This is a genomic window from Isoptericola variabilis, assembly GCF_050311655.1.
Taxonomy (GTDB): domain Bacteria; phylum Actinomycetota; class Actinomycetes; order Actinomycetales; family Cellulomonadaceae; genus Isoptericola; species Isoptericola variabilis.
On record NZ_JBNOZM010000007.1, the window covers coordinates 106,737 to 125,257 of the forward strand.

Genomic DNA, 18,521 nt, shown 5'->3' on the forward strand with positions numbered 1-18,521 from the left:
CTCGGGAGCGACATCGACTGAACGCACGTTCAAGAGACTAAACACGTGTTCAGCACAGGCGCAACCCTCGCGGCCGTAGGGATTCCGTCAGGATGTCGGCGCCGCGGCGGGAGGTATCCCGGCGCGGTCGTGACGTGCGAGGACACCCGGGATGCGGCCCGCACCGAGGGGCCGCCGTGACGCGCGGGACGCGGGCACGGCAGGATCGACCTCGTGACCGAGCTCGCGCGCCGCCTCAGCACCGCCGACGCCGTGATGATCGGCCTGTCCTCGATGATCGGGGCCGGCGTCTTCGCCGCGTTCTCCCCCGCCGCCGCGGCGGTGCTGCCCGCGGGCACGGGCGCCGCGCTGCTGGTCGCCCTCGGGGTCGCCGCCGTCGTCGCGTACGGCAACGCGACGTCGTCCGCGCAGCTCGCGGCGCAGTACCCGGCGTCGGGCGGCACGTACGTGTACGGGCGCGAACGGCTCGGCCCGTGGTGGGGGTTCCTCGCCGGGTGGGGATTCGTGATCGGCAAGACGGCGAGCTGCGCGGCGATGGCGCTGACCTTCGCCGCCTACGCCGCCCCGCCCGGGTGGGAGCGGCCCGTGGCGGCGCTCGCCGTCGTCGCGCTGGCGGCCGTCAACTACCGCGGCGTCACCCGCACGGCGCGGCTCGCCCGGTGGATCGTGGTCGTGGTGCTGCTGGCCCTCGCGGTGACCGTCGCCGTCGCGCTCGCCGGCGGCCCGGCGGACACCCCCGGCCCGATGGCGACCCTGGTCGCGACGACCCCCGCCGGCGCCGGCCCGGTGCTCTACGGCGTCCTCCAGGCCGCGGGGCTGCTGTTCTTCGCGTTCGCCGGGTACGCGCGCGTCGCGACGCTCGGCGAGGAGGTGCGCGACCCGGCCCGCAGCATCCCCCGTGCCATCGTCGGGGCCCTGGGCGGCGCCGTCGTGGTCTACGCGGTCGTGGCGGTCACCCTGCTCGCGGCGCTCGGGCTGGCGGGGACGGCGGCGGCCCCGGCGCCCCTGGCCGCCGCCGTCGCGGGGACGCCCTGGGCCGGCGTCGTCGTGCGTGTCGGCGCGGCCGCCGCGTCGCTCGGGGCGTTGCTGGCCCTGGTCGCGGGCGTGGGCCGGACGACGCTCGCGATGGCGCGCGAGGGCGACCTGCCGCGCCCCCTCGCCGCCGTCCACCCGAGGTTCCGCGTGCCGCACCGGGCCGAGGTAGCCGTCGCGGCCGTGGTCGTCGGGCTGGTGCTCACCGTGGACCTGCGGGGCGCGATCGGGTTCTCGTCGTTCGGGGTGCTGGCGTACTACGCGGTGGCGAACCTCGCCGCGTGGACGCAGACCGGCGCGCACCGCCGCTACCCGCGGGCGCTGCAGGCCGTGGGGCTGGCCGGGTGCGTCGTGCTGTGCGGGACGCTGCCGCCGGCCGCGGTGCTCACGGGCGCCGGCGTGCTCGCCGTCGGGCTGCTCGTGCGGTGGGTGCGCGTGTCACGATGATCCGGTGCGCCTCTGGTCCCTCGCCCCCGACTACCTCGACCGGCAGGGGCTGACCGCCTGCTGGCGCGAGGCCCTGCTCGCCCAGGCGGTGCTCGCCGGGCGCACCCAGGGCTACCGGGAGCACCCGCAGCTCGTCCGGTTCCGCGCGACCCCCGACCCGCTCGCCGCCGTCGGGGACTACCTCGAGGGGATCGCGGCCGAGGCGTCCGTGCGCACGTACTCCTTCGACCGCGGCCGGATCCTCGACGCACCCCGCGACGGCCGCCCGCCCGTGCCGCGGATCCCGGTGACCGACGGCCAGCTGGAGTTCGAGCGGGCGCACCTGACGGCCAAGCTGCGCGTGCGCACCCCCGGCCTCGCGCCCGCGCTCGACGACGCCGAGCGCCTGCGCACCCACCCGCTCTTCACCGTCGTCCCCGGGCCGCGCGAGGACTGGGAGCGGGGCTGAGCCTCGGCCCGGCCCGCTCAGAGCCAGCCCAGGCTGACCGCGATGAGCAGCAGCGTCACCAGGAACCCGGTGACGAGGTTGAGCCACAGGAACCGGCGCCAGCCGGCGTGCGCCTCCTCGCAGCGCTCGTCGGGCAGGTTCCGGAACGGGGCGACGCTCACCACGTAGGGCACGACGAGGACGGCGGCGAGGGCCGCGGGCCAGCCCGCCAGGAGCAGCACGACGCCCGCCGCGGCGTAGGCCGCCATCGCCCCGCGCACCGTGCGCGCCGCGCCCAGCCAGGTGGCCACCGAGCCGATCCCGGCGGCGCGGTCCGCCTCGACGTCCTGCACCGCGCCGAAGGCCTGCGACGCCATGCCCCACAGGAAGAACGCCCCCAGCACGGCGACGACGGTGCCGGTGAGGGTGCCGCCCGCCAGCGCCAGGCCGAAGGCGGCGGGGCTGACGAAGTGGGTGCTCGACGTCGCCGAGTCCAGCACCGGCCGTTCCTTGAACCGCAGCCCCGGCGCGGAGTACGCGACGACGGCGATCACGCTCACGGCGAGCACCGCGGTGGACGCCGGCGTCCCGACCACGACCAGGTAGACGAGGAACGGGACGTTGCTCAGGACGGCGGCGCGCACCGTGAGGCGGTGCCACCGCCGCGAGAGCACCACGCCCTCGATCCCGCCCTTGCGCGGGTTGCGCAGGTCGGACTCGTAGTCCCAGACGTCGTTCAGTCCGTACATCAGCAGGTTGTACGGGACGAGGAAGTACAGCGCGCCGACGACCAGCTCGGCGACGCCGACCCGGCCGGCTCCGCCCGCCAGCAGGTATGCGGCCGCGAACGGGTACGCGGTGTTGATCCAGCTCACCGGGCGCGACGAGCCGACCACCTGGCGCAGCGCGGACGCCGGTCCCACCGCCTGTCCCCCTGCCACCGGCGCCGTCATGCGTCGGCCTCCGCGCGCTCGTCCCCCGCCAGCGCCCACAGGGCCGGCAGCAGCAGCGCGGCGACGACGGGCCACGCGAGGTCCTCGACGGGCGTGAGCCACAGCCGCACGCCGAGCAGCGCGGCGTCGTCGTACCGGAACAGGTCGGCGGCGATCATCAGGCTGTCGAAGACGACGGTGAGCGCCACGAGCACGACGGCGGCGAGCGCCGTCGCCACCCACCACCGGGCGCCGAGGCGGCGCACGCGCGCCACGACCAGCGCGACGACGAGCGCCCCGACGACGGCGACGGCCGCGAGCCCGGCGTACGTCATCGCGCCTCCTGGGCGGGGTCCGGCACCGCGTGCAGGGCGGGGCGACGTCGTGCGGAGCTCCGCCGGGCGACCGCGCGCCGCAGGAGCCCGTGCAGCACCAGCGTGAAATAGCAGAGGAACAGGATGAAGAACAGCTCCTCGAGCGGCAGGTGCGGGGCGAGCTCGACGCCGGTCATGGCCGCGCCGCCGCGGGAGTAGAAGCCCGCCGCGATCGCGACGAGGTCCCACCCGAGGAACACCAGGGCGCCGACGGCGAGGACGGCGGCGCCGCGCCCGGGGCGCGCGGACCAGAGGACGAGGCGCGCGCGCCGGTCCACGAGGGCCATCGAGGCCAGCGCGCCCAGCAGCAGCGCGAGGTAGACGAAGGAGGTCCAGTGCAGCGCGATCACTCCCGGGAGGCGAGGGCCGGACGATTCTCGTCGACCGGCTCGGGCGACGGCTCGGGCAGCGGGTCGGCGGTGGTGTCGCCCCGCAGCCGCTTCACGGCGAGCTCCGCGCTGATGAGGCACATCGGCAGCCCGACGCCGGGGACGGTCGACCCGCCGGCGTGCAGCAGCCCCGCGACGCGCCGCGAGCGGTTGCCCGCCCGGAACATCGCGCTCTGGCGCAGCGTGTGCGCCGGGCCGAGCATGCCACCGGACCACGACGAGAGGTCGGCCGCGAAGTCCCCGGGGCCTACGGTGCGCCGCACCACGACGCGCTCGCGCAGGTCGGGCACGCCCGCCCAGGCCGCCACCCGGTCGATCGCGGCGTCCGCGACCGCCTCGACGGCAGCGTCGCCCGCGCCGTCCTCGCCGCCGCGCCCGAGGCCGGGGTCGGCGGGGACGGGGACGAGCAGGAACAGGTTCTCGTGCCCGGGCGGCGCCACGGTGGGGTCGGTGCGGGACGGCGCGCACACGTACAGCGACGCCGGGTCGGGCACACGGCCCTCGGCGATGGCGCCGAAGTTCTCCCGCCAGTCCGCGGTGAAGAACAGCGAGTGGTGGGCGAGCTGCGGCACCCGCCCGCGCACGCCGAGCATCACCAGGACGCCGCCGGGGCCGGGGTCGCGCCGGTCCCACCACGCCCGCGACCGGTCGCGGAGGTCGGGCGGCAGCAGGTCCTGCTCCACGTGGTGCAGGTCCGCCGCCGCGACGACGACGTCGGCGGGCGCATGGTGCTCCCGTCCGCCGTCGTCCACCCAGCGCACCCCGGTGACCGCGGCCCGGGGACGGCGGCCGGGGACGGAGGACCCGGCCCGCACCGCCCCCGGGCCTGCCCCGACGGCGCCGGTGATCGGCCCGGTCGTGATCGCGGTCGCGCGGGCGCGGGTGCGCAGGGTGACGCCCGCGCCCACCGCGAGCCCGGCGACCGCGTCGACCACGCGCGCGAACCCGCCCTGCGGGTATCGCACGCCGCCGTCGAGGTCGAGGGCGCTCATGAGGTGGTACATGCTCGGCGCCCGGTCCGGGGACGACCCCAGGAAGACCGCGGGATACCCCAGCACCTGACGCAGCCGTCCGTCCCGGAAGCGCGCGGCGACCCGGGAGCCGAGCGACCGGCCGAGCAGCGGCCCGAGCCGGTGCAGGCGCGAGACGACGTCCCGGTGCGCGAACGGCCGCCACGACGCGAACGTCGTGTACAGGAAGTGCCGCAGGGCCAGGTCGTAGGTGTCGTGCGCCGAGTCGAGGTACCGCTCCAGGCGCGTGCCCGCACCGGGCTCGACCTCCTCGAACGCCGCGACGTTGGCGGCCCGGTCGGGCGAGACGTCGAGCGCGTCCTCGTGTCCCTCGAAGAAGACTCGGTACGCCGGGTCGAGCCCGACGAGGTCCAGCTCGCGCTCGGCGCTCGTCCCCATGAGCCGGAACCAGTGGTCGAAGACCTCGGGCATGAGGTACCAGGACGGGCCCGTGTCGAAGCGGAAGCCGGCGCGCTCCCAGGAGCCCGCGCGCCCGCCCGGCGCGTCGTGCCGTTCGAGCACCTCGACGTCGTGCCCGTCGCGCGCGAGCAGCCCCGCGGTCGCCAGGCCCGCGATCCCCGCCCCCACCACGACCACCCTCATCGCAGCGCCTCCCTCGCAAGGGCCCCGGCCACCAGCCGCGCCTTGACCGGGCCGGGGACCCTCACCCGCTCCCGCCGGATCGTGGCGGCCGGCGTGGCCGCCAGCCGACGGGAGAGCTCAGCGAACAGATCGTGCGCCACCCGCACGGCGAGGCGCGAGCTGCGCGGCAGGTCGCCGATCGCGACGCGCGCGGCCGCCAGGTCGGCGTCGACGTCCGCGATCAGCCGGTCGCGGTCGGCGTCGTCGAACGCGTCCACGTCGAGCCCCGGGAAGTAGGACCGGCCGCGCAGGTCCACGTCCTCGGCCAGGTCGCGCAGGAAGTTCACCTTCTGGAACGCCGCGCCGAGGCGGGCCGCGCCCGGGGCCAGGCGCTCGTACGCCGCGTCGTCCCCCGCGACGAACACCCGCAAGCACATGAGGCCGACCACCTCGGCGGAGCCGTGCACGTACGCGGCGAACCCGGCCTCGTCGTACGCGGTCACCGTGAGGTCGGAGCGCATCGACGCGAAGAACGGCGCGACCAGGTCGTCCCCGATGCCGAACCGGCGCACCGTGCGCGCGAACGCGTGCACCACGAGGTTGCTGCTGCGCCCGCGCGCCCGCGCCCGCGCCACCTCGCGCTCCAGCTCGTCGAGCAGCTCGCCGCGCTCGGCGACGGAGAGTCCGGGCCGCGGGTCGTCGACGATCTCGTCGGCTACCCGGACCAACGCGTAGACGGCGCGCACGTGGTCGCGCACGCCGTCGCCCAGCAGCCGGCACGCCCAGCCGAACGACGTCGAGTAGGCACGGACGACCACCGCCGCGCTGCGCACGGCCGTGGCGTCGTACGTCGGGTCGACGACGGCGTCGTGGACGGCGGCAGGGGTGGTGTCGGGGGTGGTGACGGTGGTCCCCCGCGGCACGGTGCCGGCGCTCATGCGGCGCTCGTCACGTGCGGCCCGGCCGGGACGAGGCGCTCCACCAGCACGCCCAGGCCGAGGTCGTGGCCGAGCGCGAGGGCGTCGCGCTCGAGGTCCGCCACGAGCGTCTCGACCGCCGCCCGCGCCCCGCACGCCGCGAGCAGCTCGCGGGCGCGCCGCAGCTCCGGCTCCCCGGCGTCGGGGTCGCCGAGCACGGCGCGCAGCCCGTCCCACGCCCACGTGCCACGGGCGAGTGCCACCAGCGGGGTGCACTTGCCCTCCCGCAGGTCGGAGGCGTTGCTCTTGCCGGTCGTCCTCGGGTCCCCGAACACTCCGTCCAGGTCGTCGCGGAGCTGGAACGCCAGCCCGAGGGCACGGCCCAGTCGCAGGACTCCGGGCTCCAGGTCGTCCCGGCCGGCGAGGAGCGCCCCGGCGCGCAGCGGGAGCTGGAAGGAGTACGCGGCCGTCTTCCGCTCGGCCGTCCGAAGCGTCTCGTCGAGGTCCGCGCACGGCCCCAGGCTCAGGCGGACGTCCGCGAGCTCCCCGTCGGCGGTGACGTGCAGGGTCTCGTCGACGATGTCGAGGAGCCGCTCGGTGGTGGCCGGGGCGGCCCCGCACAGCGCGACCGCGCGGACCGCGCCCGCGAGCGCGAGGTCGCCGGCCAGGATGCCCGCCGCGGCGCCGTAGTCCCCTGCCCGCCGGTCGTCGACGCCGGCCTCCCGGGCACGGTCCGCGTACGCCCCGGAGACCGTGGGCCGCCCGCGGCGGGTGTCCGCCTCGTCGATGACGTCGTCGTGCACGAGGAACGCGTGGTGGAGCAGCTCGAGGGCGGCGGCCACGGCGAGCGCCACCTCCCGCGGCTCGGGCCGTGCCGACCGTGCTGAAGGTTCCGGGAGTGCCGACGTCGCCGACGGTGCGAGCACGTCGTAGGTGCCGAGCAGGAGGAGCGGTCGGATCCTCTTGCCTCCGCGACTCGTGTCGCGCACGGACTCCCACAGCCGCGCGTCCTCCGGGCGGTCGCCGGCGGCGAGCAGCCGGTCGACGGCGTCGTCGAGGTCCCTGCCCGCCACGTCGCCGGTCCACGACGAACGCTCCATGCGACCCACCTCCTCGCCAAGCATGTATTTAGCCTAGCAAGATACTAGCCATGTGCGCAGTGGCTAGGATGAGCGCGTGACCCAGGCACCCACGGGAGGCTCCTACTGGTTCGGGGAGTCGGACGCGGAGGCCCGCAGCATCCTCGAGGCGCTGCGGACCTTCCGCCGCGCGGACGAGGCCATGCGACGACGCGCCGGGCGCGACATGAAGATGAACCTCACCGACCTCCGCGCGCTCCAGCACGTCATCGCCTGCGAGGGGCGCGGCGAGCCGGCGACGCCGCGAGGGCTCGCGGAGTACCTGTCGATCTCGACCGCCTCGACCACGAAGCTGCTCGACCGCCTCGTCGACTCGGGACACCTCGAGCGCCGCCCGCACCCGTCGGACCGGCGCTCCGTCGTCGTCGTCGCCTCCGACGCCGCGCACGCCGAGGTGCGCGAGCGGCTCGCGCCGGTGCACGCACGCATGCTCGAGATCGCGCGGGCCGTGCCGGCGCGCTCCCGCCCCGCCGTGCGGGACTTCCTGCTGGCCATGGCCGCCGAGGCCGAGCGGGAGTCCGACCATGCCGCCGGGACCGTCGTCGGAGACGCGACCGCCTGACGCCCGCTACGCGCGCGACGCGGCCCAGCCCGCGGCGCGCAGCTCGGGCACCTGCTCGACCATCCACGGGCTCACCGCCCACGGGGCGAGGTCGACGAGCGCCTCGACGTCGTCCGGCCGCACCCACCGCCAGTCCATGACCTCGTCCGGGTTCGGCACGGGGTCGCGGTCCACCGTCGCGACGAGCACCGGGCAGATCTCGTTCTCCACGACGCCGCCCGCGTCCACGGCGCGATAGCGGAACGACGGCAGCACGGGCTCGCCGTCGGTCGCCACGTCCAGCCCGAGCTCGTGCCGACCGTGCCGCAGGACGGCCTGCGCCAACGACTCGCCCCGGCGCGGGTGCCCGCAGAACGAGTTGGTCCAGACGCCCGGCCACGTCCTCTTGGCCAGCGCGCGCCGCGTGAGCAGGAGCCGTCCGTCCGGGCGGAACAGGTAGCAGGAGAACCCGAGGTGCAGCGGGGTGTCGCGGGTGTGCACCGTCGCGCGCGGGGCGACCCCGCGCGGCGCGCCGTCGTCACCGAGGAGGACCACGTGGTCCTCGATGTCACCCGTGCCGGCCCCGGTCATGCCGCCACCCTCGCGGCGTCGCGCACGGCCCGCACCCGGAGCACCACCGCCGCCCCGAGCACGACAACGGCCGCCGCCACCGCGCCGGCCGCGGCCGGGGCGGAGGCCGGCTCGCCCCCGGAGCGCGCGACGGCCACCCACGCCAGGCCCCAGGCGATCGCGGCAGCGACGGCGAGCCGCCCGCGCCCGCGCACGGCGAGGGCGACGCCGATCGCCGCCACCACCGCGAGGATCCCGACGGCCCACCAGTCCGCCGCCACGGCCCCGCCGTCGAACCCCGCGGCCGCGAGCGCCGCCGCCACGTTCGCGACGGTCGCCACGCAGACCCAGCCCAGGTAGAGGCCGAGCGTGCCGTCGACGAGCACCCGTTCCGCGACGCCGCTCGCAGGGGTCCGGACCAGGATCAGGAACGTCCGGGACAGCATCGCCAGGAGGGCGACGATGACCACGACGCTCCCCCACAGCAGGCCCGCCTGGACGGCGAGGATCCACGCCGCGTTGAGCAGCATCGTGGCCGCGACCGGGAGCCGCAGCCGCCGCTGCCTGGCGTCGAGCGCGTGCGCCGGGAGCCACTGGAAGACCGTGTACCCCGCGAGGCCGAGGTAGATGACGGTCCAGATCGAGAACGCGGGGGACGCCGGGGCCACGAGGGTCGCGTCGGCGGCGAGCGCGCCGCCCGCGGCCTCCGACACCCGGGTGCCGCCGAAGACCCCGACGCCGATCATCGACCCCACCACGCACACCAGCAGGCTGACGGTCACGGCGACCTGCTGCGGTCGCGGGGCGGTCGTCGTGTCGGCCATGGGCCCTCCTCGTTCGTCGGACGACGCCGCAGGCACGGCCGCGGCACCCTCCACCCTGCCATCGGCGACCGGATATTGCTAGCCTGGCTAGCGACCTGACGAGACGATCCTCGCCGACGACCCAGGAGGACGCGCATGACGACCGACGCGCCGCTGGTGCTGGTCACCGGCGCCACCGGGTACATCGGCGGCCGGCTGGTGCCCGAACTGCTCGCCGCGGGGTACCGGGTCCGCGTGCTCGCGCGCCACCCCGAGCGACTGGCCGCGCGAACCTGGGCGGACGACGTCGACGTGGTGGCCGGCGACGCCCAGGAGCGCGGCGACCTGCGTCGCGCGCTGGACGGGGTCGACGTCGCGTACTACCTCATCCACGCGCTCGGCGCGGGCTCCGGCTTCGCCGACACCGACCGTCGCACGGCGCGCGGGTTCGCGGAGGCCGCCGCGGAGGCCGGGCTGCGCCGCGTGGTCTACCTGGGCGGCCTCTACCCCGACTCCGCGGACCTGTCGCCGCACCTCCGCTCCCGCCGGGAGGTGGAGGAGATCCTGCTCGACGGCGAGGTCCCCACCGTCGTGCTGCGGGCCGCAGTGATCCTCGGCTCGGGCAGCGCGTCGTTCGAGATGATGCGCTACCTCACCGAGCGGCTACCTGTGATGGTCGCCCCGCGGTGGATCGACAACCGCATCCAGCCGATCGCCGTCCGCGACGTGCTGCGCTACCTCGTCGGGGCGGCGGAGGTGCCCGGCGACGTCAGCCGCGGTTTCGACCTCGGCGGCCCCGACGTGCTGACGTACCGCCGGATGATGCAGCGCTACGCGGCCGTCGCCGGGCTGCGGCCCCGGGTGATCCGCGCCGTGCCCGTGCTGACGCCGCGGCTCGCGAGCCTGTGGGTCGGGCTGGTCACCCCGGTGCCGCCGGCGATCGCCCGGCCGCTGGTGGGCTCGCTCGTCCACGAGGTGGTCGCGCGCGAGCACGACATCGCGCGGTACGTCCCCGACCCGCCCGAGGGGCTCGTCGGGTTCGACGACGCGGTCGCCCTGGCGCTCGCCCGGATCCGCGACCTCGACGTGCGGACCAGCTGGACGTCGGCGTCGACGCAGGGAGCGCCGTCCGACCCGCTGCCGGACGACCCCGACTGGGCCGGCGGCAGCCTGCTCGTCGACGACCGGGCGCGCGCCGTGGACACCACGCCGGAGGCGCTGTGGTCGGTGATCGAGGGCATCGGCGGCGCGCACGGCTGGTACTCGTGGCGCCTCGGCTGGGTGGCCCGGGGCGTGCTCGACCGCCTCTTCGGCGGCCCCGGGCTGCGGCGCGGCCGGCGGCACCCGCACCGGCTGGAGCCCGGCGACGCCCTCGACTGGTGGCGCGTGGAGAAGGTGGTGCCCGGGAGGCTGCTGCGGCTGCGCGCCGAGATGCGGCTCCCGGGCTTGGCGTGGCTCGAGCTGGCGGTCGAGGAGGGGCCCGGCGCGCGGCCCGTGTTCCGGCAGCGCGCGATCTTCTCCCCGCGCGGCCTGCCCGGGCAGCTCTACTGGTGGGCGATCAGCCCGTTCCACGGGATCGTGTTCGGCGGGATGCAGCGCAACATCGCGCGCGCGGCCGAAGCCGCTCAGTGACGCGCCCGGCGGGCGCCGAGCGGGCCGCCGAAGACCATCGAGATGCCGAGGACGAAGCCGAAGTCGTACCAGTTGCCGGTGTTGTGCACCTCGTACACGGACACGGAGTCGGTGAACAGGGAGACGACGAACGTGACCGGCAGGATCATCCCCTGCCACAGGCCCCACCAGAACCCGTAGGGCCCCGCCCCGCTGATCGTCGACGTGTCGACGCCCGGGTTCGGGCCCGCCGCGCACGCGCCCAGCAGCGCGAGGGCGACGACGGCGAGCGCCGCCGTCGCCACGACCCTCATCCGTCGGGCACCGGCCCGTCGCTCGGCCAGGGGCTCGCAGTCCATGGGTCCCACGATGGCACCGCCGTCGCCGCCGTGCGCGTCCGCGGGGCGGGTTCACCCCTCCCCGGGCCGCTGGCTCCCGACGGAGACGGGGATCCGCGCGGGCAGCGCCTCGAGCCGGTCGGCGGTCTCGTCCGCGCACGCGGCGAGCTCCCGCGCGATCTCGGCGCTGAGGCCGAGGTAGCCCGCCGGGTCGAGGAGGGCGCGCAGCTCGTCGTCGTCGAAGGCCTCGCTGACGACGGGGTCGCCGTGCAGCAGCTCGAGGAACGGGCGACCGTCGGACGCGGTCGCCTGCGCGACGGCGAACACGACGTCGTGCGCCCGCTGCCGCCCGATCTTCTCCCCGAGCGCGAGCATGAGGGACTCCGAGCCGATCATGCCCTCGGACAGGCGGATGTTCGCCCGCATCCGGCCCGGATCGAGCTCCAGGCCGTCCATCACCACCTCGAGGCGCGCGAGCATGTCGCCCGCCAGTACCGCCGCCGACGCCGAGACGTCCTCGAGCAGCGCCGTCATGGCGCCGTTCGCCTCCTGGTCGTGCAGCATCGACTCGAGCGCCGGGCCGGCCAGCGCGCGCAGCTCGGCCGACATCGTCTGCATGTCGAGGGCGAGCTGCGGGTTGCGTTTGTGCGGCATGGTCGAGCTGCCGACGGTGCCCTCCGGCACCGGCTCGAACGCCTCCGCGAACTCGGGCTGCATGAGCGTGTAGACGTCCCGGCCGATCTTCCCGATCGTGCCCGCGAGCTGGGCCAGCACCAGCACGAGCTCCACGATGCCGTCGTTGACCGACCGCGACGGCACCCGCATCGGGTGCAGCCCGAGCCGCCGCGCCACGCCCGCCTCGACCGCCCGGCCCGAGCCCCCGAACGACGCGAACGTGCCCGCCGCGCCGCCCATGAGCACGCAGAACAGCCGCTCGTCGAGCCGCTCCAACCGGTCGGCGTGCGCCGCGAGCTGGTCGATCCACACCGCCACCTTGAAGCCGAACGTCACCGGCACCGCGTGCTGGCTGTGCGTGCGGCCCGCCATCGGCAGCGCCGCGGACGACTTCGCGAGCCGGCCCGCCGAGCGCAGCACCCGGCCGAGCTGGCGCAGGATCGCGCGGTGCGCGTCGCGCAGCACCAGCACGTCCGCGGTCTGGGTGATGTTCTGCGTCGTCGCGCCCCAGTGCACCCAGCCGCCGTGCTTGGAGCCGACGGCGCGCGCGAACTCCTCGATGAGCGGCACCAGCGGGTGGCTGGCCTCCGCGGTCGCGGCGAGCACCCGCTTCACGTCGAGCTTCTCGATGCGCGCCGTGAGCGCGATGGCGCGGGCCGACTCCGCCGGGATCAGGCCGGCGTCGGCCTCCGCGAGCGCGAGCGCCGCCTCGACGTCGAGCCGCGCCTGCCAGCGGTTCTCCCGCGTGAACAGCCGCGCGATCCCCGGGTCCGGCACCCGGCCCTCGGTGAAGCGTCCGAACGGTGCGACGATCATGCGGCCCCCAGGGCGTCCGACGGCGGTGGGCACGATGATCGCCCCCGCCCGGCCCGCCTGTACAGGCCTCCCGCGCCCCCGCGGTGCGGGTGTCGGTGGAGCGCGGCAGTCTGGGCGGCATGAGCGACGAGACGACGACGCCGCGCGTCGCGGCCCTGGACGCCGTGGTCTTCGACGTCCCCGACCCGCAGGTCGCGGCCGACTTCTGGCAGCGGCTCACGGGTGCGGAGGTCGAGCAGCAGGGGTACGGCGAGGACTGGATCACGCTGAACACCCCCGACGGCTGGTCGCTCGCCTTCCAGCCCGCCCCCGCCCTGGTGCCGCCGCGGTGGCCGGGCCAGGAGCACCCGCAGCAGCTGCACCTGGACCTGCGCGTGCCCGACGTCGCGGCCGCCGTCGAGCGGGCGGTGGGCCTGGGCGCCGTCGTGCTGCGCGAGAACCCGGAGTGGACCACCCTGGCCGACCCGGCCGGGCACCCGTTCGACCTGTGCCACGCGCCCGACAACGACGGCCTGACGATCATGGGCCTCACCTTCGACGTGCCGGACGCGTCCGCCGCGGCCGCGTTCTGGTCCGGGATCCTCGGCGACCCCGTCGTCTACGACGCCGAGGGGATGGCGATGCTCGGCGGGGACCGGGCCCTGCTCTTCCAGCAGGTGGAGGGCTACTCGGCGCCGCGATGGCCCGACCCGGCGTACCCGCAGCAGCTGCACCTCGACCTGCAGGTCGGCCCGCAGAGCCTGGACGAGGCCGAGGCTGCCGCCCTCGCCGTCGGGGCGCGGCGGCTGCCCGGCGGCGAGGACACGTTCCGCGTGTTCGCCGACCCCGCCGGGCACCCGTTCTGCCTCTGCGCGGGCTGACCGGCGGTCCGGGGAATCATCCCGGCAGCAGCAGCGCGGGGCGGTCGGGGTGGTCCACCCGCACGACGACGTCCGCGCGCCGCTCGGGCTGCACCTCGCGGCGGTACCGCCCGTACGCGGCGAGGGTCCACGCGTCGTCGAGCGGCGTGTTCCGCGTCTCCGTCGCCGGTCGCAGCGCCAGGTGGACGGCGAGGTCGACGTCGAGCCCCCGGCCCAGCGCGAGCGACCCGTCCAGCACGACGACGGTGCCCGGCGGCGCCTCCTCGTACCCCGCGCGGGTGGAGCGCCCCGTGTCCGGGTCGCGCAGGCTCGGCAGCCAGCGGCCCCGCGTCACGACCGACCGCAGCACCTCGCGGTTGAGGCCCTCGACGTCGATCCACTCGTCCAGCAGCGCGTCGGCGTCCCGGCGGCCGCGCTCGAGGCGGAGCGACCGGGCGCGCAGGAAGTCCCGGACGCGCACGCGGGCGACCGGCCGTCCTGCCGCCCGCAGCGGCTCGACCAGCGCGTCCGCCAGCGCCTCCGGGTGGGTGGACGGGTGCCCGTCCACCAGCAGCCGCACCGGCCGGGCGTCGTCGCGGGCGAGGACCCGCCCGACGACGTGCGTCAGCACGCCGTCCGGGGTCACGGGCTCCACGCGCACGCCGTCATGCTGCCAGGTCGAGCCATGGTCTGATGCTCGGCGCGGCAGTTCGTGCCCGGCGCGGCAGTTCGGACTGCCACCGTGAGCCGGAAGTGCCGCGCCGAGCGTCGACCGTCGCCGCTCAGCGCGCGTGCTCGACGCAGCGGGTGGCGGCGGGCCGCGCCTCCAGCCGCGCGGCGGGGATGGGCCGGCCGCACACCTCGCAGACGCCGTACGTGCCGGCGGCGACGCGGTCGAGCGCGGCGAGGAGCTGGTCGCGCTCGCGCTCGGCCTCGGCCGCCAGCGCCGCCGCCTGCTGCCGCTCCCACGCGAGCGTGGCGCCCTCGGGGTCGTGCTCGTCGTCGGCGTTGGAGTCGCGCGCCGACTCGACGATGCCGTCGACGGCGCGGCGCTGCGCCGCCAGGCGCTCCTCCACCTCCGCGAGGCGCGCCCGCAGGCGGCCCTCGGCATCCGCACGGTCGGTCATCCCGGCAGTCTCGCACCGGCACGGGAAGTTCTCCTGACCGTCATCGACGGGCCACGCGGCCGCCCCCCGTCCGGACACCCGGCCCTCCTAGCGTCCCCGGCGACCCGCCAGGAACCCCGCCAGGAACCCCGCCAGGAGGACCACCATGACCGCACGACGCCGCACCCTGCTCGCCCCACCGGGGACGCGCACCGTCCCCGCCACGCTCGCGTTCGCCGTCGCCGCGGGGGTGTCCGTCGCCTCGTTCGGGGCGACGGTCGTCGCGCCGCCCGTCGCGACCGCCGCGCCGCTCGCCGCCGAGCCCGGCGACGTCGTCTACGCCCAGGACTTCGACGACGTCACGGACGGCGCCCTGCCGGACGGGTGGCAGGTCGGGGCGGGTGCGTGGGCCGTCCAGGACGGCCGGCTCGTGGGCGAGCCGGCGACGATCGGGCGCGTCACGTTCGGCCCGCACCTGGAGAACTATCGCCTCGAGGCGACGGTGCGCTTCGAGGCCGTCAACAACGCGTCGCGCTGGCTCGCCCCGATCCTCGACATCGCACCCGAGGGGGGCGTGCCGTGGTGGCAGGCCGCCATGCGCTCCACCACGACGGCGAGCAACGGCCTCGAGCTGGCCGAGCGCACGGCGGGGAACGCGTGGAACGTGCCGTCCACGGCGGCCGCGCCGTCCGACGCCGGCGTGGGTAAGGACGTGCGGATCGCCATCGAAGTGCAGGGCAACCACGCCACCTGGGTCTACGACGGCCAGGAGGTGCTGGAGGGTCGCATCGGCCGCACGGACGACGGCGTGCTCGGCTTCTCCGCCGACGGCGCACGCGTGAGCATCGACGACGTCGTCGTCACCGAGATCGAGCCGAAGCCCGTGGTGAACGAGCCCGGGGACCTGCCCGTCACCGCCGCGCACCGCGGCTACTCGGCCGTGAACCCGGAGAACACGCTCGCCGCGTACGCCGCGGCGATGAAGGCCGGCGCCGAGTACGTCGAGATCGACGTGCACACGACCGCCGACGGCGTGCCCGTCGTCCTGCACGACCAGACCGTCGACCGCACCACGGACGGGACCGGCGATGTCGAGTTCCTGCGGTCGCCGTACGTCGGGTCGCTCGACGCCGGCTCCTGGTTCAGCCCGGCGTTCACCGGGGAGAAGGTGCCCACGTTCGCGCAGGTGCTCGACCTCATGGGCACCGGCGGCTCCGACCTGCTGCTCGAGATCAAGGGCCCCGAGACGCGGGAGGAGGTGAACCGGACCGTCGACATGATCCTCGACGCCGGGCTGGAGGACCGCGTGGTGCTGCAGTCGTTCGACGAGAAGGCGCTGGAGTACGCGTACGACCGGGCACCGCAGATCCCGCTCGGGCTGCTGCGCGGCACCCTCGACGCCGACCCGGTCGCCACCGCGGAGCGCCTGCACGCCACGTACTACAACCCGTCGGGCTCGGCGCTGGCCACCCGGCCGTCCGTCGTCGAGGAGCTCAACGCCGCGGGCGTCGGCGTCTTCGTGTGGACCGTCGACTCCGCCGCCGACTGGACCCGGTTCACCGACCTCGGCGTCGAGGGCATGATCACCAACCGGCCCGGAGCGTTCGTCGGGTGGAAGGCGGCGCAGGAGCAGGCCGGCCCGGAGCCTGAGCCCGGCCCCGGCCTGCTCGCCCGGCTCACCGCGCTCGACCTGTCCACCGGGCAGGCGCAGCAGCTGTTCTCCGCCCTCGCCCACGAGGACTGGGACCGGCTGGAGCGCGTCGTGAGGAAGCACGTCGACGACCCCGAGCAGCGCGACGCCCTGCTCGCGGAGGTCGCCGAGCTCCGCGGCTGACCGGTCCTCGCACCGCCCACGCCCTCTGGCCCGTCGGGGTCAGAGGGCGTGGTGCGTCCAGCGGCCCGCGACGAGCGTGCCGGCGACGGTGGTGCCGCGCAGCGCGTCGGCGAGCGCGACCGGGTCGTCGTCCGGGAGCGCGAGCGGGTCGACGTCGAGCACGGCGAGGTCGGCGGGGCCGCCGACGGCGAGGCCGAGGGGCCGGCCGTCGACGGACGCCTCGAGCGCGGCGCGCACGTCGATGCGCTGCTCGGGGTGCCAGGGCTCGCGCCCGTCCCGCGACCGGGTGACCGCGGAGGCGATCGCCACCCACGGGTCGAGGGGCGCGACGGGGGCGTCGGACCCGAGGGTCAGCGGCACGCCCGCCGCCCGCAGCTCGGCCAGCGGGAACGCCCGGCCGTCCCGTCCCGGCCACAGCCGCTCGGTGACGTCCCGGTCGTCCATCGCGTGCTCGGGCTGCACGCTCGCCGTGATGCCGAGCGCGGCGAACCGGGCCACGTCGTCGGGGCGCAGCAGCTGCGCGTGCTCGACCGACCCGCGGGCCCCGGACGCCTCGAACGCGTCGAGGGCGAGGGCGTTGGCGCGGTCGCCGATGGCGTGGATCGCGCACCGCAGCCCGGCGGCGTGCGCGCGGGCCATGAGGGGCGCGAGCTGGTCGGTCGCGATGTTGAGGATGCCGTGCGCGTCCGGCCCGACGACGCCCTCGTACGCGTCGAAGCAGAACGCCGTGAGCGTGTTGAGCGACCCGTCGCTGATCACCTTGAGCGGCCCCTGCGTGACCAGGTCCGACCCCTGCGGGTCGCCGAGCGGGTCGCCGTGCCGCAGCCCGGCGTCGAGCACCGCGTCCAGGTGCTGCTCCCACACCCCGGCCCGCACGCGCAGGCCGTCCCAGCCGCCGGCCACCCGGCGGCGCCACGCGGTGAGGTTGTCCGCCACCTCGAAGTCGACGACGCCGACGACGCCCCGCGCGGCGGCCGCGCGGGCCGCGTCCACCACCAGGGCGTCCGCCACGGCGTCGTCCACCGTGACGATGCGCGGGCTGGCGGGCATCCACTCCTCCTCGCGCAGCAGCCCGGTGGGGTGCTCCGCGATGCCGAGGAAGCGCAGGCCGGCCGTCGACGCCCACGCGCTGTGCAGGTCGCCGGACAGGAGCACCACGGGGACGTCGCCCATGCCGGCGTCTCGCACCGCCGCGTCGAGCACCGCGGCGGTGGGGGTGTCCGGCCAGGTGGCCCACCGGAACCCGTACCCGACGAGCGGCGTGCCGCCGGTGGGCGGTGCGGCCAGGTCCAGCCGGTCGCGCACCAGGGCGGCGGCGTGCGCCGCGCTCGTCGCCGCGGACACGTCGAGGCGCTGGCGCACCATCGCCCACTGCGTGAGGTGCGTGTGCGCGTCCCACAGGCCGGGCACCACGGTGCGGCCGTCGACGTCGACCTGCTCCGGGAGGGTCGAGACCGGCACCGGGGCCGGGGCGCCCGTCGGCGTCACCGCGGCGATGCGGCCGCCGTCGAGCAGGAGGTCGACGGGCCGGCCGGGCCGGCCGGCGAGGCGGGCGTTCGTCAGGAGCAGCGCGGGCACGGGGCCACCGTAGACGGCGGGTGGCGCGACGCGCGCCGGTCAGGCGCCGACGGCGGCCTGCACGCGCAGCGCCTCGACGACCAGGGCGTGGTCGTCGGCCTGCGCCAGCCCGGACACGGTGACGACGCCCACGATCCCCACGCCCTCGACCCGTACGGGGAACGCGCCCCCGTGCGCGGCGTACTCCTGCAGCGGCAGCTGGTGCTTGGCGTTGAAGTCGTCGCCCCTGGCCCGGGCCCGCAGGCCGGTGAGGTACGACGACGCGCCGAACCGCTCCACGACGCGCACCTTGCGCTGCACCCACGAGTCGTTGTCCGGCGTCGTGCCCTCGCGCGCCGCGTGGAACACCTGCTGGGGTCCCTTGCGGACGTCGACCGTCACGGCCAGGCCACGATCCGTGGCGAGCTCGACCAGCAGGCAGCCGAGCTGCCACGCGTCGTCGTGGGTGAACCGGGTGAGCACGAGCTCGCGCTCCTGCTGCTCCACCTCGGCGACCAGGGCTGCGACGTCCTCCGTGTTCCCCATGGGGCCAGCGTCCCACGCCCGCCGCCCAGCGCCCGC

The 18,521-nt window shown here is 76.2% G+C and carries 20 protein-coding genes; 6 read left to right on the forward strand and 14 right to left on the reverse strand.

The window, feature by feature from the left end; translation table 11 throughout:
• Positions 1-213 precede the first annotated feature (213 nt).
• A complete protein-coding gene (locus ACQP60_RS15900; RefSeq protein ID WP_429734551.1) occupies positions 214-1,479 on the forward strand; it encodes an APC family permease in 1,266 nt (421 codons plus the stop codon).
• Positions 1,480-1,483: 4 nt separating this feature from the next.
• Entirely contained in the window at positions 1,484-1,927 is a 444-nt protein-coding gene (locus ACQP60_RS15905; protein ID WP_429734553.1) for a pyrimidine dimer DNA glycosylase/endonuclease V, read from the forward strand.
• A 17-nt stretch (positions 1,928-1,944) separates the two neighbouring features.
• Here the strand turns inward: ACQP60_RS15905 and ACQP60_RS15910 are convergent, their stop codons facing one another.
• Genes ACQP60_RS15910 through ACQP60_RS15935 form a run of 6 tightly spaced genes read right to left on the reverse strand, consistent with a single transcriptional unit; the run spans position 1,945 to position 7,234 of the window.
• A complete protein-coding gene (locus ACQP60_RS15910) occupies positions 1,945-2,859 on the reverse strand; it encodes a prenyltransferase (RefSeq protein ID WP_429734555.1) in 915 nt (304 codons plus the stop codon).
• On the reverse strand, positions 2,856-3,173 hold the full coding sequence (locus ACQP60_RS15915) for a lycopene cyclase domain-containing protein (RefSeq protein WP_429734557.1): 318 nt from the start codon (positions 3,171-3,173) through the stop codon (positions 2,856-2,858). Before ACQP60_RS15915 ends, ACQP60_RS15910 begins: the two co-directional genes overlap by 4 nt.
• Positions 3,170-3,562, reverse strand: coding sequence for a lycopene cyclase domain-containing protein (locus ACQP60_RS15920; RefSeq protein ID WP_429734559.1), 393 nt, complete (start codon positions 3,560-3,562; stop codon positions 3,170-3,172). Before ACQP60_RS15920 ends, ACQP60_RS15915 begins: the two co-directional genes overlap by 4 nt.
• Positions 3,559-5,214: a phytoene desaturase family protein gene (gene crtI / locus ACQP60_RS15925; protein WP_429734561.1), complete on the reverse strand. Its 1,656-nt coding sequence runs from the start codon at positions 5,212-5,214 to the stop codon at positions 3,559-3,561. The genes ACQP60_RS15920 and crtI overlap by 4 nt, the downstream gene beginning before the upstream one ends.
• Entirely contained in the window at positions 5,211-6,131 is a 921-nt protein-coding gene (locus ACQP60_RS15930; RefSeq protein WP_429734563.1) for a phytoene/squalene synthase family protein, read from the reverse strand. The genes crtI and ACQP60_RS15930 overlap by 4 nt, the downstream gene beginning before the upstream one ends.
• Positions 6,128-7,234, reverse strand: coding sequence for a polyprenyl synthetase family protein (locus tag ACQP60_RS15935; RefSeq protein WP_429734565.1), 1,107 nt, complete (start codon positions 7,232-7,234; stop codon positions 6,128-6,130). Before ACQP60_RS15935 ends, ACQP60_RS15930 begins: the two co-directional genes overlap by 4 nt.
• A 52-nt stretch (positions 7,235-7,286) precedes the next feature.
• On the opposite strand from ACQP60_RS15935, the gene ACQP60_RS15940 reads away from it, so the two are divergent.
• Positions 7,287-7,811, forward strand: a complete 525-nt coding sequence (locus ACQP60_RS15940; RefSeq protein ID WP_429734567.1) for a MarR family winged helix-turn-helix transcriptional regulator — start codon at positions 7,287-7,289, stop codon at positions 7,809-7,811.
• A 6-nt stretch (positions 7,812-7,817) separates the two neighbouring features.
• Here the strand turns inward: ACQP60_RS15940 and idi are convergent, their stop codons facing one another.
• Positions 7,818-8,381: an isopentenyl-diphosphate Delta-isomerase gene (gene idi / locus ACQP60_RS15945; protein ID WP_429734569.1), complete on the reverse strand. Its 564-nt coding sequence runs from the start codon at positions 8,379-8,381 to the stop codon at positions 7,818-7,820.
• Entirely contained in the window at positions 8,378-9,184 is an 807-nt protein-coding gene (locus ACQP60_RS15950) for a tryptophan-rich sensory protein (RefSeq protein ID WP_429734571.1), read from the reverse strand. Before ACQP60_RS15950 ends, idi begins: the two co-directional genes overlap by 4 nt.
• Before the next feature lie 135 nt (positions 9,185-9,319).
• Between ACQP60_RS15950 and ACQP60_RS15955 the strand changes: the two genes are divergently transcribed.
• On the forward strand, positions 9,320-10,795 hold the full coding sequence (locus tag ACQP60_RS15955) for an SDR family oxidoreductase (protein ID WP_429734573.1): 1,476 nt from the start codon (positions 9,320-9,322) through the stop codon (positions 10,793-10,795).
• On the opposite strand, the gene ACQP60_RS15960 is transcribed toward ACQP60_RS15955, so the two are convergent.
• Together ACQP60_RS15960 and ACQP60_RS15965 are read right to left on the reverse strand one after the other, a co-directional pair.
• The gene (locus tag ACQP60_RS15960) at positions 10,789-11,133 is read right to left on the reverse strand and encodes a hypothetical protein (RefSeq protein WP_429734575.1); all 345 of its coding nucleotides are present in this window, start codon (positions 11,131-11,133) and stop codon (positions 10,789-10,791) included. The genes ACQP60_RS15955 and ACQP60_RS15960 overlap by 7 nt on opposite strands.
• Before the next feature lie 51 nt (positions 11,134-11,184).
• Entirely contained in the window at positions 11,185-12,603 is a 1,419-nt protein-coding gene (locus tag ACQP60_RS15965) for a class-II fumarase/aspartase family protein (RefSeq protein WP_429734577.1), read from the reverse strand.
• Between the two features lie 119 nt (positions 12,604-12,722).
• On the opposite strand from ACQP60_RS15965, the gene ACQP60_RS15970 reads away from it, so the two are divergent.
• A complete protein-coding gene (locus ACQP60_RS15970; protein WP_429734579.1) occupies positions 12,723-13,463 on the forward strand; it encodes a VOC family protein in 741 nt (246 codons plus the stop codon).
• Positions 13,464-13,479: 16 nt separating this feature from the next.
• Here the strand turns inward: ACQP60_RS15970 and ACQP60_RS15975 are convergent, their stop codons facing one another.
• The gene (locus ACQP60_RS15975) at positions 13,480-14,103 is read right to left on the reverse strand and encodes a nucleoside/nucleotide kinase family protein (protein WP_429734582.1); all 624 of its coding nucleotides are present in this window, start codon (positions 14,101-14,103) and stop codon (positions 13,480-13,482) included.
• A gap of 121 nt (positions 14,104-14,224) precedes the next feature.
• Entirely contained in the window at positions 14,225-14,569 is a 345-nt protein-coding gene (locus tag ACQP60_RS15980) for a TraR/DksA family transcriptional regulator (RefSeq protein ID WP_429734584.1), read from the reverse strand.
• Between the two features lie 145 nt (positions 14,570-14,714).
• Here ACQP60_RS15980 and ACQP60_RS15985 point away from each other — a divergent pair, with 145 nt between their 5' ends.
• On the forward strand, positions 14,715-16,382 hold the full coding sequence (locus tag ACQP60_RS15985; RefSeq protein ID WP_429734586.1) for a glycerophosphodiester phosphodiesterase: 1,668 nt from the start codon (positions 14,715-14,717) through the stop codon (positions 16,380-16,382).
• Positions 16,383-16,421: 39 nt separating this feature from the next.
• On the opposite strand, the gene ACQP60_RS15990 is transcribed toward ACQP60_RS15985, so the two are convergent.
• Positions 16,422-17,960 (reverse strand): amidohydrolase, encoded by a 1,539-nt coding sequence (locus ACQP60_RS15990; protein ID WP_429734588.1) that lies wholly within the window; start codon positions 17,958-17,960, stop codon positions 16,422-16,424.
• 39 nt (positions 17,961-17,999) lie between these two features.
• Positions 18,000-18,485: a heme-degrading domain-containing protein gene (locus ACQP60_RS15995; RefSeq protein WP_429734590.1), complete on the reverse strand. Its 486-nt coding sequence runs from the start codon at positions 18,483-18,485 to the stop codon at positions 18,000-18,002.
• Positions 18,486-18,521: the final 36 nt, after the last annotated feature.